Raw genomic sequence first — 15,450 nt, forward strand, 5'->3', positions numbered from 1 at the left:
CCCCAGAGAATCGCACCTTGATCACACAGTACCGTCCGTCGTAGGGGGCTTTAGCTTCATGTGCTTAGGTAAGCAACGTCGAAGGGCGGTGGCGGTCCGTGAAAGCAGTAGGCCATTTAGCGAGTGGTACATGTGAGTGACCGCAGCCGTTTGGCATCACCCATCTTTCGTAACAGTCGCACCGCGCGAATTCCGAACCAGACACGGATTCGTTATCCGGCAGGACGTCCGGCTCCGCCCGGTGTCAGTCCGGCACGCCGTAGGTGATTCCGGCGGTCTGCAGCAGCGCCAGTCGAAGTTCGGTATAGGTCCGGCCCAGCACGCGGAGGGTCTCCGCGGCCGTCTTGGTGTCACCTGTCACGAGCGGGAATTGGAGCGAACCGATCAAGCGCGCCTGGCGCTCCATGACGCGGGCCGCGGCGGTGCAGCCGATCGAGCCGAACAGGACGGCCGCGTCCGACAGCCGCATCGCCCCGCCGCTGATCTGGTACTCCACCAGGTACTTGTGCTGCATGCGGCCCAGTCCCGACTCGACCATCTCGGCCAGTCGCTCCGCGCTGGCGGCGGAGTCCGGCCCGTCGAGAAGCTCGATCGCCCGGGGAATGGATTCGCGCAGCGCCGAGACGAGGTCGACCTCGCGCTCCCTGCGGAAGTTCGTGCGGGTGGTGTAGGGCTGCACCGGGTAGCCGACCGTGTCTGCGGCCCACGCGGTCAGGAACGCCTCGGTCGGCACGGTTGCGAACGGGTACCCGTGAGGATCGTGCATGAGGATCAAATCGCCCTCGACGCCGAAGACCACCACGTGGTGGTCGGCCCCGATGGGCTGCCCGAGCCCGGGGTGATGGGGAAGCAGTCCCATCTCGACCGGGCCGGCGAGAACCGGATGCGCCGGGGTCGCGTGCCGCAGGATGCTCATCGCTTCGTCGCGCGAGCCCCCCTGTTGGTCGAAGGTCCATCCGAGGAGCTCGAGTGAGGTGCGAATGCCGTCCGGCGGGAGCCAGTCCTTGGCGCAGAAAAAAGGAAGGTCCTGTTCGACCATTCCCGCGCTTTGAATACTCAGCCCGAACGGCGATCCGCCCAGTACCTCCAGTGCCGCGGTCCCGGGACTGTGCGGCTGGATCATCATCGTCAACGCGTCAGAGGCGCAGTATGGTCCGTTTCCGTGATACTTAACCACCATGGAAGGAGTGTGGCTGGATTCTCATTGTCATTAGCCATTCGTATTTGCGCTTGTCTGAGCAATACCGGAGTGAGATGGCTCGGCGGCGATCACGCCGGGGATAGTGTCGGCTGGGATAAGGACCTACCGGCCACTGCCCGCTTGGGCGGACGAAAGGCCGGAAGTCGCCTGCCGAAAACCGACATCAGGGCCCGGCGGCGGTCCTACGGTCCCACTTGGCGCGTGGGCGAGGAATGGGGGAGAGGACATGCCAGACCCGGTCATTGTGGTTATCGATCGAGTCCCGGCGTTCGGGGCCGGCCTGGAGGCGATACTCGCCGGCGATGGATTCGAGGTGGCGACCCCGGTGCGGCCGTCAGCGTGGTTGCGCCGACGCGAGGTCGCGGCCGCGGTGGTCACGCTGCGCGGGCACGAGGACGTCGATCGGCTGCAGGAGCTGAGCGAAGAGTTCACCAGTCTCGTGCTTGTGGCGGTCCTCTCCTCCTCGGCGCACTCGGTGTACGCCACCGCGCTGCGGTCCGGTGCGCACGCGGCGGTCAGCTGGGATTCCGCGCCCGGCGACATCCTCGCGGTGGTCCGTGCCGCGATGGCGGGCCGGACGGTCCTGCCCACTCCGACCGCACGTGCGCTCGCGAAGTCGGCGCAGGACCGGCCACAGGGCACCGGCCTGCGACCACAGGAGGTCCAGTGGCTTCGCGTGCTCGCCGGCGGTGGCTCGGTCGTGCAATTGGCCCGTGTCGAGGGGTATTCGCAGCGGGAGGTCTTCCGCCGGTTGTCGACGGTGTACCGCCGGATGGGCGCCCGCAACCGGCAGGAGGCGATCGCGCTCGCCGGCCAATGGGGGCTACTGGCCCCGGCCTCTCGGTAATTGCGCAATGTGGACAGCCAACCGATTGTCCGGATGGTAAGTGCTTGACCGACCGTCGCTGATCTGGTTAGCGTCGGTGGCAGGTCCGGTTCCGGACTTGCTCGCACCATTCTCACACAGATATCCCACCGCCGGATTCATGCCGAATTCCGGCTGTCCCTCTTCCTTGTCAATCGGAGGTACTAGATCATGTCTTCGCAGAGAACCGGTGTTGTCCGAAAGATCGCACTGATCATCGCCACCGGTTCCGGTGTCGCAGTACTCGGCGCCCTTCCGGCCGCCGCGGCGGCTCCCGGCGCCACCGTGACGCCGTCGTCTGGTCTGCAGAACGGCCAGTCCGTCACGGCGGCGGGCACCGGTTTCCCCGCAGGGGAACAGATCGGCGTCATGCAATGCGGTCCGGGCGACTGGCCGGCGGTCAGCTGTGACTTCGCCGACCGGGTGATCGTGACCGCGAACGCCGGTGGCGGGTTCACCACGCCGGTCACCGTGCGCGCCTCTTACGATGGCGTCGATCCGGTCGAGGGCAAACCCGCGGGCACGGTCGACTGCACGGCGGTCGCTTGCTCGTTGCGCTTCGGAAGTATCACCAACGGTTCCGTCTTCGCGAACCCGGTAATCCTGGGCTTCGGCGCTTAGGTCCGGGTCTCTCGATTCGCTGAGTGCGGGGTCGTGACTGGCGTACGTGCCGTGCCGGAAGTACAGGAAGGGCCCCTTGCTTGCGCTAGGCGCAAGCAAGGGGCCCTTCCTGTACTTGAGAATAGTGATCAGACGGCCCGCGGACATTCGGTCAGGGCAGGGAGGCGCACCTTCGCACCTTACCCGTGCCACTCGCGCTCGATAGCTTGGAACCAACAGAAGATCATGACTCTTCTCGATTACCGGGGTGACGCCGTTGCATGCGATTGTCTTGGTGGGCGGCAAGGGATCCCGCTTGCTCCCGTACACCAGAACCCGGCCGAAGGCGTTGCTCGAACTGGGCGGCCACAGCGTGCTGGAGATCATCCTGCGCCGACTCCGCGCGTTCGGGTTCGACCGGGTGACCCTGTGCGTCTCACATCTGGGCGAGCAGATCCGCGCCGAGATCGGGGACGGTGCGCGACTGGGCCTGTCCGTCGACTACAGCGTCGACGAGCGGCCGCTCGGCACTGCCGCTCCGCTCCGGCTGACGCTGGGATGGACCGGTCCTGCCGTCGTCATGAACGGCGACATCCTGACCACTCTCGACTTCGCGGACCTGCACCGTGCGCACGAACGCACCGGCAGCGTGCTCACGGTCGCCTTCCTGCGCCGCCGGTTCACGGCGGGCGTCGGACTGGTGCGCCTCGAAGAGGATCGCGTCATCGAAGTCATGGAGAAGCCGACTTTCGGCCTGAACGTGTCATCGGGGATCTACGTCGTCAGCCCGTCGGCCCTGGACCATATCCCGGAAGGGCCCGCGGATATGCCCACGCTGATCAACAACCTGATCGGCCACGGCGAGCCCGTACACGGCTACGGCTTCGCCGGGTCGTGGCACGACATCGGCACGCCGGCGCGGTATGAGGAGGCGAAGAAGGCCTTTCAGTCCGAACCCCGCCGCTACCTCGAGCCCGGCCCCCCGGGGGCTACCGAGCACGTCGCGGTGGACGAACTCGCCGCTGTGCGGGACATCGGCCTTCTCGTCGACGGCGGGGGTCACCAGCGGAAGGAGGCACGAGCGTGACGAGTCTCCCGGACGTTCTTGTGGTGTTCGGCGGCTACGGACGGGACTTCGCCGGCGCCGAGCGGATGGCGTGGCGGACGCTGGAGCGGCTGGCCCGGCCCGGTCGACGGGTAGCGGTGCTCACCGACAGCGTCGGCGCGACCGGTGAGCACCGCCCACGGGCTGTGCCGGTGTTCGGCAGTGAAGCCGACTTGCGCCGCGCGTTACCGGGGTGGCGGCCGTCGGTGGTGCATGCCTTCGACCTCGCCCTGCCCGCCTGGGTGGAGGCGGCCGCGGAGCTGGCGGACCGCTATCGGGCCACGTTCGCACTCACGCCCGCGTCGGCCGTCCAGGTGTGGCCCGAGCCTGAAACCGGGGCGGCGCTGTGCCGCCGGGCGGACGTCCTGTTCACCCTCAACGAAACCGAGAACACCGTCCTCACCGGATACGGAGTGCCGCCGTGGCGGATCCGGGCGATCCCGCACGCCGCCGATCTCGTCGGCACCCCGGACGCGAGCGGCTTCCGGCGCCGGTACGGAGTGGACGGTCGGATGGTGCTCTTCGCCGGACGGCGTACTGCCTCCAAGGGGTATCGGCGCCTGCTGGCCGCGACCGGGCCGGTGTGGGAACGCCTGCCGGACACGTGGTTCGCCTTCATCGGCCCGAACGCCGACGCCGACGCCGAAGCGGCGTTCCTTGCCAACGCAGCACCTCGGCTGCTCGATCTCGGCATGGTGGACGAGCAGACGAAGCACGACGCACTGGCGGCCTGCGACCTGCTGTGCCTCCCCACCGTGGCCGATGTCTTCCCACTGGTGTTCGTCGAGGCGTGGACCTGCGGCAGACCGGTGGTGAGCGGCGACTTCCCTGGGGTGGATGACGTGCTCCGGCCCGGTGTGGACGGTCTGGTCGCCGGACCGGGGCCGTCCGGTCTGGCCACGACCCTGATCGACGCCCTACGCGACGAGAAGGGGCTCGCGGCCATGGGACAAGCCGCACTGCTGCGGGCCAGCCGCGAGTTCGGCTGGGACAAGGTAGCGGCCGCGGTCGAGGACGGCTACGGATCGGCGATCGGGAGGACCGGATGAACGACATGCCGCCGCCGTGGCGGGTTACCTTGGCGGACAACACGATCGGCGAACCGGAGATCGAGGCTGTCACCGCCGTGCTGCGCTCCCGCTGGCTCTCCGCCGGCGCGGTGACCCGCGAGTTCGAACACGACTTCGCCGAGCGGCTCGGTGTCCCCGACGCCGTGGCGGTCAGCAGCGGGACAGCGGCACTGCACCTCGCGGTCCTCGGCCTGGGGCTGGGACCCGGTGACGAGATCGTGCTGCCCGCGCTGAGTTTCGTCGCGGCCGCGGCGGTCGCCACACTCCACGGCGCGACACCGGTTTTCGCCGACGTGCGCTCCGAGGCCGACCTCACCGTCGACCCTGCCGACGTGGCTGCTCTGCTCACGGACCACACGAAGGCGGTCGTCGCGATGCACTACGGCGGTTACTCCGCCGATCTCGCCGCGCTGCGGGAGATCACCGCGCAGCGTGGTATCCGGTTGATCGAGGACGCGGCGCACGCTCCCGTCGTCCGTACCGGCGACCGGATGCTCGGTACGGTGGGCGACGTGGGTTGTTTCAGCTTCTTCGCCACCAAGAACGTCACCACCGGCGAGGGTGGGATGGTGGTGGCGGCCGACCGATCGGTACTCGATGAGATCAGGCTGCTGCGCTCACACCACTTGACCCGGTCGACCTGGCAGCGCGCGCAGACCGGGCAAGCCGACTACGACGTCGACGGCGTCGGGCTCAACTACCGTCCCACCGAGATCTCCTCGGCGCTCGGCCGGATCCAGCTCGGACGGCTCGACCGGGATCGAGCACGCCGCCGGGAGCTGGTGGCGGTCTACCGCGACCGGTTGCGGAGGATCCCGGGTCTGGTGATCCCATTCGACGGACGCGACGACGACAGCGCTCACCACCTGATGGCGGTCCTGCTACCGCCGGGCAGCTCGCGGGACGACGTACGGGACACCCTGTCCGCGGCCCGGATCCAGACGTCGGTGCACTACCCGCCGACCCACCGGTTCACCCGCTACCGCTCCGTGGCGAGCAGGGCGTTGCCGATCACCGAGAGGATCGCACCTCGTCTGCTCTCACTTCCCTTGCACAGCCGCATGTCCGACGCTGACGTCGAACTCGTCGCCGACGTGCTGGACACCGCCCTGCCCCGGCCGCGGTGAAACCGTCCATGTCAGCCGCGTAGGTGCAGGACTCTCGGGTGGGTGTACTCCACCAGACCCCAGTAGCCGTACTCGACGCCCATCCCCGACTGCCGGACGCCGCCGAAGGGCACATCCGGCCGGAGGTCACCATGGGTGTTGACCCAGACTGTTCCACAGTCGAGCCCGGCGGCGACCAGGCGCGCGGTCTCTTGGTCGCCCCATACCGAACCGCCGAGGCCGAACTTCGTCGCGTTGGCCCTGTCGACGGCTTCGTCCACTGAGGAGTAGGCGATGACCGGGAGCACGGGACCGAATTGTTCGTCTTTCTCGAGCCGGGTGCCCGGCGGCAGGTTCGTCACGATCGTCGGCGGATAGAAATGGCCGGGGCGATCGAGGGCGACGCCACCGGTGACGATCTCGGCGCCCCCGTGGGCCGCCTCGGTCACGAAGCCGTGCAATCTGGTCAGCTGGGGTTCGCTCACCACCGGGCCGAGGTCGGTCGCTGGGTCGGCTCCCGCCCCGATCACGGTAGCTTTCGCTTGTGTGGCAAAGGCTTCGATGAACGCCGGCCGATCGGGGGCTGGGACGTAGACTCTTTTCACCGCGGCGCAGAACTGGCCGCTGTTGGTCATGGCGCTCGCGTAGAGCCGCTCGGCGGTCGTGGCGATGTCGGCTCCGGGAAGCACGATCGCGGCGTCGTTGCCACCCAGTTCCAGCACGACCCTGGCGAGCCGGGCGGCGGCGGAACGCGCGATCGCCGTACCGGTCTCGACCGAGCCGGTGAAGGAGATCAACCGGACGTCCGGGTGCTCGCACAGGGCGGCACCCAGTCGACCCCCGCCGGTCACCGCCGCACAGACACCCCGCGGCAGCACCTCGGAGAGCAGCTCCGCCATCCGCGTGGTCGCCAGCGGTGTCAGCGGGGACGGTTTGAGCACCACCGTGTTCCCGGCCAGCAGCGCGGGGGCCAGTTTCGTCACCGCCAGGATGAGCGGGAAGTTCGACGGCGCGATCGCGGCGACCACCCCGTGCGGAACGTGCTCGACGGTGATCCGGCTTCCCCCATCGGCGACTGTTTCCGGTTCGAGTGAGAGTGCGGCGGTGTGGTCGAACCAGCCTGCCGCGAGGTCGACCTCGACGTAGGCCGATCGCAAGGGTTTGCCCTGTTCCCTGGTGAGGAGGGTGGCCAGTTCCTCCCGGCAGGCCGCGATCGACGCACCACAGTCCCGCAGGGCGGCCCGGCGGGAATCCGACGGACTTCGCGCCCAATGCGGTTGGGCGGCCGAGGCGGCGGTGACGACCCCGCCGAGTTCCGACGGCGAGGTCGCCGCGATCTCGGCGAAGACGGAACCGGTCGCGGGATCCTCCACGGCGATCAGGTCGGTGGCGGCACCGCGCCCCGGTTGAAACGTCATCGACCGCTCCCGCCACTCGACTGCACCGGCCGTTTCCAGCCTGACCGGGAACTCCGCGATCGGGAAGGTGCCCTTGTGACCTGCCTGGCCGGCCAGGTGTTTCGCGCGCTCCAGGGCCGCTTGTCCAGCGTCCGTCCTGTTGCGACCGTGAACCGACGGTGTTCGTGGATCGCTCGTCCTCGCGGAGGTGACGCGTTGGTGCTCAAGGCATACACGGCGGCGGTGATGTCGATGATGGCCGCGGCTCACCCGGACGTCGGCGGCACCGTCACCGACGCCGCACAGGCGCGCCGCATCCACGCCGAAGCCCGGTTCCCGCCCGGCCCGTCCGTCGCGTCCGTCGAGGACGTCGACCTCGACGGCGGTCTCTCGGTACGCGTCTACCGGCCGCGAGATCCCGGCACCGGAGGTGACCTGCCGGTGGTCGCGTACTTCCACGGAGGCGGGTTCGTGCTGTGCGACCTCGACACCCACGACGGCGTGTGCCGGATGATCGCGGCGAGGACACCGGCCGTCGTGATCGCGGTGCACTACCGGCGCGCTCCCGAGCATCCGTTCCCCGCCGCGGTCGAGGACGCCTACCGCGCGGTGCGCTGGGCGTCGGAGAACGCGGCGGCCTACGGCGCCGCTCCGGACCGGCTCGCAGTCGCGGGAGACAGCGCGGGCGGCACTCTCGCCACCGTCGCCTGCCTGATGGCGCGGGACCAGGGCGGACCGTCCATTCGCTTCCAGCTGCTCGTCTACCCGGTGACCGACTGCTTCGCACCGAGGACCGAGCATGCCAGGGGATTTCACCTGACGCGCCGCCAGATGACCTGGTTCATCGAGCAGTACCTCGCCGACCCCGCCGACGGAGAACAGCCCTACGCGTCACCGCTGCGTGCCCCAGACCTGAGCGGCCTGCCGCCGACGCTGGTCCTGACCGTCGAGCACGACCCCCTGCGCGCCGAGGGCGAAGCCTACGCGCGACGACTGGCCGACGCCGCCGTCCCGGTCACCCTGCACCGGGTCGACGGCTTGTTCCACGGCGTGTTCGGGCTCTCGGGGCTCTTGCCCGAGGCAGGCGAACTGGAACACCGGGCGGTCTCCGCGCTGAGAGACAACACACGCTCGACCACGACGAGAAGGGGATGAGATGCACGATCAGGCGATCGACCTGGTGCCGGCCATCGGCAGGGTGATGGGCGAGGTGTTGACCCGTGAACCACTGGACGGCGGCGACGACTTCTTCGCCTGCGGAGGCGATTCCGTCCGGGCGGTGGAGGTGCTCCAGCGGCTGGCTTCGGAACACGGTCCGGCCGGAGAGGAGGCGTCGGACATCTTCCAGGCCCAGTTGCTGCTCGCGATCTTCGACGACGCCTCGCCCGCGGCGCTGGCGTCGGTGATCACGTCCTATGTGGACTGAAAGGGCGGCGACGCCGGTACGCGCGGTGCTGCGGGCGAGGCTGAAATGGAACCGGGAGCGGGTGCCGGACCGGACCGCCTTGCGGGTCGCCACCGCGACCGGCTGGGACCACACCACCTGGGCGGAACTCGACCACGCGGTCGCCCAGGTCGAGCGACGCGCGACCGGGCTTCCCGGCGGGCCGGTCGTCGTGGTGGCCAACGGCGACGCCGACAGCGTCGCCACGCTGTTCGGCCTGATGACGTCGGGAGTGGACGTCGTGGTGCTGGAATCGCAGTCGTCCACAGTGGACGACCCTCGTTCGGTGGTGCACCGGATCGGCGCGTCCACTGTGGTCGGTGTACCGGAGCGGCCACACCGGGCCTGGCGTGCGGAGGCGGCACCGCCGGGCACCGCCGGGTTCGGCGCACCGGACGGCGAGGTGTTGCAGCTGACGTCCGGGTCGACCGGTGAACCGAAGCTGGCCCGCCAGCCGCTTCGCAACGTGTTGTCAGGTGCGTTGACCTACCGGCGGACCTTCGAGCTGACCGCGGACGACTCAGTCGTCGTCGCCGTCCCCGTCGCGCATTCGTTCGGTCTGATCGGCGGACTACTCGCGTCCTTGGTGTCCGGGGCGGATGTGTGGACGTTGCCCCGGTTCACCGTTCGCAGGGTGGTCGAGGCGCTCGACGGTGGTGCCACGGCACTGCTGGCCACGCCGCTGGCCTACCGATTGCTGATCCCGGCGCTGCCCGCGGCGGAGCGTGCGCTGAGAGTGGCGTTGTCGTCCGGCGCACCGCTCACCGACGAGCTGGCGAACGGTGCGCGACGCCGTCTGGGATGTCCCGTGCGCCAGGTTTACGGCAGTACCGAGACGGGATTGATCACCTGCCATCCGGCGTCGGCGACGGTGTGGCCCGCCGGTTCGGTGGGCACCGCGCCGCCGGGAACGGAACTGCTGGTCGACGACGCGGGAAGGGTGCTGGTGCGAACTCCGACCCTGTACGAGGGCTACGCGGGCACGACCGGCCCGGTCCGCCTCGAAGACGGCTTCTACGACACCGGTGACACGGGCCGCATCGAGGACGGCCACCTGTTCCTCACCGGTCGCAAGACGACGTTCGTCAACGTGGGCGGGAGAAAGGTCAACCCACGACGGATCGAACGATTCCTCGGTGGGACGCCCGGTGTGCGGGATGTCGCGGTCTACGGCGACACCGACGACAGGACCGGTGAGCAACGCCTGCACGCCGCGGTGGTGCTCGCGCCGGGCACGACCAAGGGGGACGTGTTGGCGTCCTGCCGCGAACTCGGATTGCTGCCTTACGAGACACCCCACCGCCTGGTTGTGCTGGAGCGCGTACCGCGGACGGCGATGGGGAAGGTCGACGCGCGGCGACTACGGGAGGCGCTCGGCGCCGTCCGCGACGACGAGAGCGAGGGAGTCACATGAATCATCCAGGAGCCTCTCCGGGCAGCGGCCCGATCGCCGTGATCGGCTTGGGGTACGTCGGACTGCCACTGGCACTGTCGTTCGCGCGACAGGGCAGGACGGTGGTCGGGGTGGAGTCGGACCCCGAGGTCAGATCGTCGCTGGCCGCCGGCCGTCCGCGGTTCCACGAGGCAGGGGTGGCCGAGCTGCTGAGGGAACAGCTGGGGGAGCGGTTCACGGTCGCGGCGCAGACGCCGTCATGGCCGGACGCGGTGGTGATCTGCGTCGGCACCGCCGTGGACCCGGAGACGAAGCGGCCGAATCTGGCCCATCTGCGGGCCGCCGTCGACGACATCGCGCCACGGGTGGACGACGACACACTGGTGGTCGTCCGCAGCACCGTGCCGGTGGGCACCACTCGGAAGCTGGTGCGTGCCCGGCTGCGGGACCGGGGTGTCGATCCGCTGCTCGCGTTCTGCCCGGAACGCACGATCCAGGGGCGCGCGATGGCGGAGCTGACAGAACTGCCCCAGGTCATCGGCGCGATCGACGAGCGGTCCCTCGCCAGGGCGAAGGAGTTGTACGCGCCGGTCGCTCCGGATCAGGTTCCGGTGTCCAGCCCGGAAGCCGCAGAGCTGGTGAAGCTCGTCTGCAACGCGCATACCGATCTCATCTACGGTTTCGGCAACGAGGTCGCATTGATCGCGGAGGCACTCGGGGTCGACGCCAGTGAGGTCATCGCGTCGGCGAACCTGCGGTATCCGCGGCCGGATCTGTGTCGTCCGGGATATGTCGGAGGCAGCTGCCTGACCAAGGATCCGTACCTGCTGGCGCATTCGGCCGAGGAGGCCGGTTACCACCCGCCGATGGTCGCCGCCGCCCGTGAGGTGAACGAGCGGGTCCCGCGGGCGGCGGTGCAGCACGTGCTCGCGGCGCTGGCCACGGCGGGGCGTCCGGTCAACGACGCGAAAGTCCTGGTGTGCGGCGTCGCCTACAAGGGCCACCCGGAGACCGACGATGTGCGTGGTTCGGCCGCGATCGATGTCGTCCGGCTGCTCGGGGGCCGGGTGGCGGAGCTGGCGGGCCACGACTACGTGGTCGGTGCCGAGCCGACCGCGCGGATCGGCCTCACCCCCGCGTCACTCGACGACGGGATGGCCGACGCCGACGCCCTGCTGGTCCTGGTCGACCACCCTCGCTACGCGCGGGAGATCACCGCCGAAGCGGTACGGGCGCGGATGCGTCCGTCCGCCACCGTCGTCGACATTTGGGGCGTGCTCGAAGACGAGCTCGGCGCTCTTCCGGACGTGGACTACCGGAGGCTGGGCAATGGGCGCTGAACGGGTCATGATCACCGGCGGCGCCGGGTTCGTCGGGCTGCACCTGGCCCGGCACCTCGTCCGCGGGGGCAGCGAAGTCACCCTCGTGGACGACTTCTCCCGTGGACGGCAGGACGAGGACTTCCGCGAACTCGGCGAGCACGTCGCGCTGATCGAGCACGACCTCCGGGAACCGTTGCCGTTCGACCCGCCCGACGACGGATTCGACGCCGTCTACCACCTCGCGGCGGTCGTCGGGGTGGCCAGGGTCAGCCAGAACGCGGCATTGGTGCTCGACGTCAACCTCCGCTCGGCGCTGAACGTACTGGAGTGGTGTCACCGGTACCCGCCGGGAGCGTTGTTCCTCAGCTCCACCAGTGAGGTCGCCGACGGCGCCGCCGGCCTCGGCCTGACGGCGTACCCGACGAAGGAGGACGGACCGTTCGCACTCGCTGCTCCCGCCGCCCCGCGCGCTTCGTACGCGCTGAGCAAGGTGGTCGCGGAATCCCTGTTCCGGCAGAGCGGTCTGTCGCGCGTGCGGATCGGGCGGTACCACAACATCTACGGCCCGCGGATGGGAGACGAGCACGTGATCCCCCAGTTCGTCGCACGTGCGCTCGGGAGGCTCGATCCGTTCCCCGTCTACGGCGGTACACAGGCCCGCGCGTTCTGCTACATCGAGGACGCGATCGACGCGACCGTCGCGCTCACCCGGCTCCCTGATGCCGACCCGATGGTCGTGAACATCGGGAACGACCGGGAGGAGATCCGGATCGACCGGCTCGCCGACAAGGTCGTCACGCTCGCCGGTTACCGGCCGGCACTCGACATTCACCCGGCACCGGCAGGGTCGCCCGAGCGGCGGCTGCCCGACCTCGGAAGGCTGCGCGACGCCGTGGGATACCGGCCGCGGGTGAGCCTGGACGAAGGGTTGCGCCGCACCTTCGAGTGGTACCTCGCCGAGCGCACCCGGACCGAGCCATGACCGGCTTCACCGTGCGTGCGGGCCGGTTGCTGCGCGACGGCGAGGACTTCGTCCCGGTCGGGGTCAACTATCACCCCTCGGTGGCGGGCTGTCGCATTTGGACGGACTGGGATCCGCACGCGCTGCGGTCCGACTTCGTCCGGATGGCCGCGGACGGCTTCGACACCGTGCGCCTGTTCGTTTTCTGGCGCGACTTCGAGCCAGAGCCCGGCGTTTACCGCGACGAGTCGTTCGAACGGCTGCGTGACGCGGTGCGGTTCGCCGGAGAAGCGGGGCTGGTGTGCGTGCTGTCCCTGCTGACGATCTGGATGAACGGGCAGCGGCTGGATCTGCCGTGGCGGCGGGGCAGGGATCTCTGGCTGGACAAGGGCATGCTCGAACGGCAGGTCGAGTTCGCGAACCGGGTCGCCGGGTCACTGCGCGGCCTTGGCAACGTGCTCGCCGTCGACCTCGGCGACGAGGTGTCCAACGTCGAGCCCGCCGCGGCCGCGGCACTGTCCCGCGCGGATGTCGCCGGGTGGCACTTGCTCCTGGCATCGACGTTGCGACGTGAACTGCCAGGCGTGCTGGTGACTCAGGCCAACGACGCCACGGGTGTTTTCGGCGGCTCGCCGTTCGGAGTGGACAACGCGGGGGGCCTGGATCTCATCGCTGTCCACGGATTCCCTACCTGGGCGCCAGGATCCATCGAGTCGACCATGTCGTACAAGGCGACGTCGCTGGTGCCCTTCCTCGCGCGGTTCGCGGGGGCGTACGGCCTGCCTTACGTCGACGAACTGGGTGGTTACGGGGTGAGCGACGAGGTCGCGGCCCGGTACCTCGGCGCGGCCGCGGCGGCGGCGCTCGCCAACGGCGCCGCCGGGCTCGCCGTGTGGTGCTGGCAGGATCTCACCTCGGCCACCGAGCCCTACGACCAGCGCCCTGGCGAGCGCCACACCGGGCTGCGCCGGATCGACGGCAGCCCGAAGCCCGCGCTCGCCCGGCTGAGCCGGGTAGCGGCGTCGGCGGCGGAGCTGGCGGGCTTCTCTCGTGGAGGTACCGCGTCCATCGCGCTGTACCTCCCGGAGGCCGTCCGCGCCGGACAGGGCTCATATCTGGACCCGGATTCGGGAACCGTCGCGTCGTTCTACGCGTACCTCCTGCTCAAACGCGCGCATCTCGACTTCGACGTCGTCTCCGGTCCGATCGACGGCTACCGGCTGGTGGTGTGTCCGTCCGTGACGAGGGTCGGCGCGGTGGACATCGAGCGGCTCGGTGCGTGCCTCGCCGACGGCGGCAGTGTCTATTACTCGCTGGGTGACCATCTGCACGGTTTCCCCGGCGACGCGGTGGCCGGCGTGCGGCTTCAGGACTTCCGCCGGTGCGCGGACGGGCGGGAGTCGTTGCGCTGGGGCACGGGTGAGTGGGCGCTGGACTGGGAGAAGGAGACTGCCTCGGACGTCGTGCCGACCACGGCCGACCCGGTCGGGTTCTACGGAGACGGCAGCCCCGCGGTGTTCGTCAACGCCGTCGGGCCGGGACGGATGCTGTTCTGTGGCGCGCCGGTGGAACGGCAGCTCGACCGGCCGGGACGTCTCGATGCCTGGGGAGGTGAGCGGTTCTACCGTCGGATCGCCGAGTTCGCCGGTGTCCTCCCTGACGTCGACTGCACGCTGCCGGAGGTGGAGGTGGTGCCCGCCAGAGCCGATCCAGGCGGGGCCGCGCTGGTCGTCAACCACGGCGCCGAACCGGCGCGAGTGGTCCTGAGCTGGCGGACGGGCGCCACGGCGGAGGTGGAGTTGGAACCGAAGGACTGGCGGATCGTCCCGGCCGGAACGGGGATGTCCGGATGAGGGGCGTGGTGTACCACGGGCCGGGAGACGTCCGGGTGGAACCGGACCTGCCGATGCCGACGGTGCGAGGACCGCGGGACGCGGTCGTCCGGGTCACCAGGACGGCGATCTGCGGTACCGACCTGCACCCGTACCGAGGTGAGATTCCGGGGTTCGAGTCCGGCACGGTACTTGGTCACGAGTTCACCGGCACGCTGGTCGACGCCGGAGCGGAGGTCTCTTTACATGCGGGGCAAAGGGTCGTCGCCTCCGACATTGTCGCATGTGGACGGTGCGAACGGTGCGCGCGTGGCGAGCATTACCAGTGTGAACTGGTGACCCTGTTCGGCTACTCGACCGTGGTCGGTACCGCCCTGCCCGGCGGCCAGGCGGAGTACGTGCGTGTCCCGTACGCGGACGTCGTCCTGGCAGCCGTACCCGACGATCTCACCGACGAGGAAGCATTGTTCGCCGGTGACATCCTGTCCACGGGATACGCCGCGATCCAGGCCACCGCGATGCTGCCGGGACAGGTCGTCGCGGTGGTGGGCGGCGGGCCGGTCGGGCTGTGCGCGGCCATGTGCGCCATCGCCGCCGGCGCCGCGCGGGTCGTCGTGACCGACCTCGACCAGGAACGCCGGGAACGCGCGAACCGGCTCGGGTTCACCGCGTCGTCGCCAGCCGGACTCAGCGCGGCGCTCGCTCGCGCAGGTGCGCCGGATGGCGCACCTGCGGTGGTCGAAGCGGTCGGGACCGATGCCGCGCTGGCCGCGGCCGTGCGCGCCGCCCGCCCGTGCGCCACGATCGCCATCGTGGGCGCGCACCACGCACCGGATCTGCCATTCCCCGCAGGCACGGCCTTCGCCAGGGAACTCACGGTGAGATTCGTTGTCGGCGACCCGATCCGACACCGGGACCAGGTGTTGGCGCTCGTCCGGGCGGACCGGCTCGACCCGGCCGCGCTCGTGTCGCACCGCATGCCGCTTTCCGCCGCCGCCGAGGCCTATCGCCTGTTCGACCGGCGCGAGGCCTTCAAGGTGGTTCTCGACGCCTCCGGATGAGGACACCCGATCAGCGGTAGCCGTTCGTACCGCTCAGTGGCCCGCCCGTTCGCGCATTACCGAGGTCGGCGGGGGTCTGGGAACGTGAGGACA

General features: G+C 69.6%; 14 protein-coding genes. 12 read left to right on the forward strand and 2 right to left on the reverse strand.

The features are described from left to right. Positions 1-244: 244 nt before the first annotated feature. Entirely contained in the window at positions 245-1,126 is an 882-nt protein-coding gene (locus tag DMH03_RS32550) for a hypothetical protein (RefSeq protein WP_233611759.1), read from the reverse strand. 301 nt (positions 1,127-1,427) lie between these two features. On the opposite strand from DMH03_RS32550, the gene DMH03_RS32555 reads away from it, so the two are divergent. The 5 genes from DMH03_RS32555 (at position 1,428) to DMH03_RS32575 (ending at position 5,968) form a co-directional block, all read left to right on the forward strand. Further along, a complete protein-coding gene (locus tag DMH03_RS32555) occupies positions 1,428-2,048 on the forward strand; it encodes a LuxR C-terminal-related transcriptional regulator (RefSeq protein ID WP_125795803.1) in 621 nt (206 codons plus the stop codon). Between the two features lie 189 nt (positions 2,049-2,237). Continuing rightward, the gene (locus DMH03_RS32560; RefSeq protein ID WP_125795804.1) at positions 2,238-2,687 is read left to right on the forward strand and encodes an enediyne antibiotic chromoprotein; all 450 of its coding nucleotides are present in this window, start codon (positions 2,238-2,240) and stop codon (positions 2,685-2,687) included. 274 nt (positions 2,688-2,961) lie between these two features. Beyond that, a complete protein-coding gene (locus DMH03_RS32565) occupies positions 2,962-3,753 on the forward strand; it encodes a sugar phosphate nucleotidyltransferase (protein ID WP_255431271.1) in 792 nt (263 codons plus the stop codon). Further along, positions 3,750-4,820, forward strand: coding sequence for a glycosyltransferase family 4 protein (locus tag DMH03_RS32570; protein WP_125795806.1), 1,071 nt, complete (start codon positions 3,750-3,752; stop codon positions 4,818-4,820). The genes DMH03_RS32565 and DMH03_RS32570 overlap by 4 nt, the downstream gene beginning before the upstream one ends. Beyond that, positions 4,817-5,968 carry a DegT/DnrJ/EryC1/StrS aminotransferase family protein gene (locus tag DMH03_RS32575; protein ID WP_199749110.1) on the forward strand — a complete coding sequence of 384 codons (1,152 nt, stop codon included), beginning with the start codon at positions 4,817-4,819 and terminating at the stop codon, positions 5,966-5,968. The genes DMH03_RS32570 and DMH03_RS32575 overlap by 4 nt, the downstream gene beginning before the upstream one ends. 11 nt (positions 5,969-5,979) lie before the next feature. Here the strand turns inward: DMH03_RS32575 and DMH03_RS32580 are convergent, their stop codons facing one another. Beyond that, positions 5,980-7,365, reverse strand: coding sequence for an aldehyde dehydrogenase family protein (locus DMH03_RS32580; protein ID WP_125795807.1), 1,386 nt, complete (start codon positions 7,363-7,365; stop codon positions 5,980-5,982). 198 nt (positions 7,366-7,563) lie between these two features. Between DMH03_RS32580 and DMH03_RS32585 the strand changes: the two genes are divergently transcribed. Genes DMH03_RS32585 through DMH03_RS32615 form a run of 7 tightly spaced genes read left to right on the forward strand, consistent with a single transcriptional unit; the run spans position 7,564 to position 15,357 of the window. After that, positions 7,564-8,499: an alpha/beta hydrolase gene (locus DMH03_RS32585; protein WP_233611776.1), complete on the forward strand. Its 936-nt coding sequence runs from the start codon at positions 7,564-7,566 to the stop codon at positions 8,497-8,499. Position 8,500: 1 nt separating this feature from the next. Continuing rightward, positions 8,501-8,770 (forward strand): phosphopantetheine-binding protein, encoded by a 270-nt coding sequence (locus tag DMH03_RS32590; protein WP_125795808.1) that lies wholly within the window; start codon positions 8,501-8,503, stop codon positions 8,768-8,770. Continuing rightward, positions 8,760-10,202: a class I adenylate-forming enzyme family protein gene (locus tag DMH03_RS32595; RefSeq protein ID WP_125795809.1), complete on the forward strand. Its 1,443-nt coding sequence runs from the start codon at positions 8,760-8,762 to the stop codon at positions 10,200-10,202. The genes DMH03_RS32590 and DMH03_RS32595 overlap by 11 nt, the downstream gene beginning before the upstream one ends. Then, entirely contained in the window at positions 10,199-11,521 is a 1,323-nt protein-coding gene (locus DMH03_RS32600) for a nucleotide sugar dehydrogenase (protein WP_125795810.1), read from the forward strand. The genes DMH03_RS32595 and DMH03_RS32600 overlap by 4 nt, the downstream gene beginning before the upstream one ends. Further along, entirely contained in the window at positions 11,511-12,485 is a 975-nt protein-coding gene (locus tag DMH03_RS32605) for an NAD-dependent epimerase/dehydratase family protein (RefSeq protein WP_125795811.1), read from the forward strand. The genes DMH03_RS32600 and DMH03_RS32605 overlap by 11 nt, the downstream gene beginning before the upstream one ends. After that, positions 12,482-14,317 carry a beta-galactosidase trimerization domain-containing protein gene (locus DMH03_RS32610; protein ID WP_125795812.1) on the forward strand — a complete coding sequence of 612 codons (1,836 nt, stop codon included), beginning with the start codon at positions 12,482-12,484 and terminating at the stop codon, positions 14,315-14,317. Before DMH03_RS32605 ends, DMH03_RS32610 begins: the two co-directional genes overlap by 4 nt. Next, a complete protein-coding gene (locus tag DMH03_RS32615; RefSeq protein ID WP_125795813.1) occupies positions 14,314-15,357 on the forward strand; it encodes an alcohol dehydrogenase catalytic domain-containing protein in 1,044 nt (347 codons plus the stop codon). The genes DMH03_RS32610 and DMH03_RS32615 overlap by 4 nt, the downstream gene beginning before the upstream one ends. Positions 15,358-15,450: the final 93 nt, after the last annotated feature.

It is taken from the genome of Amycolatopsis sp. WAC 01376, assembly GCF_003947415.1.
Classification (GTDB): domain Bacteria; phylum Actinomycetota; class Actinomycetes; order Mycobacteriales; family Pseudonocardiaceae; genus Amycolatopsis.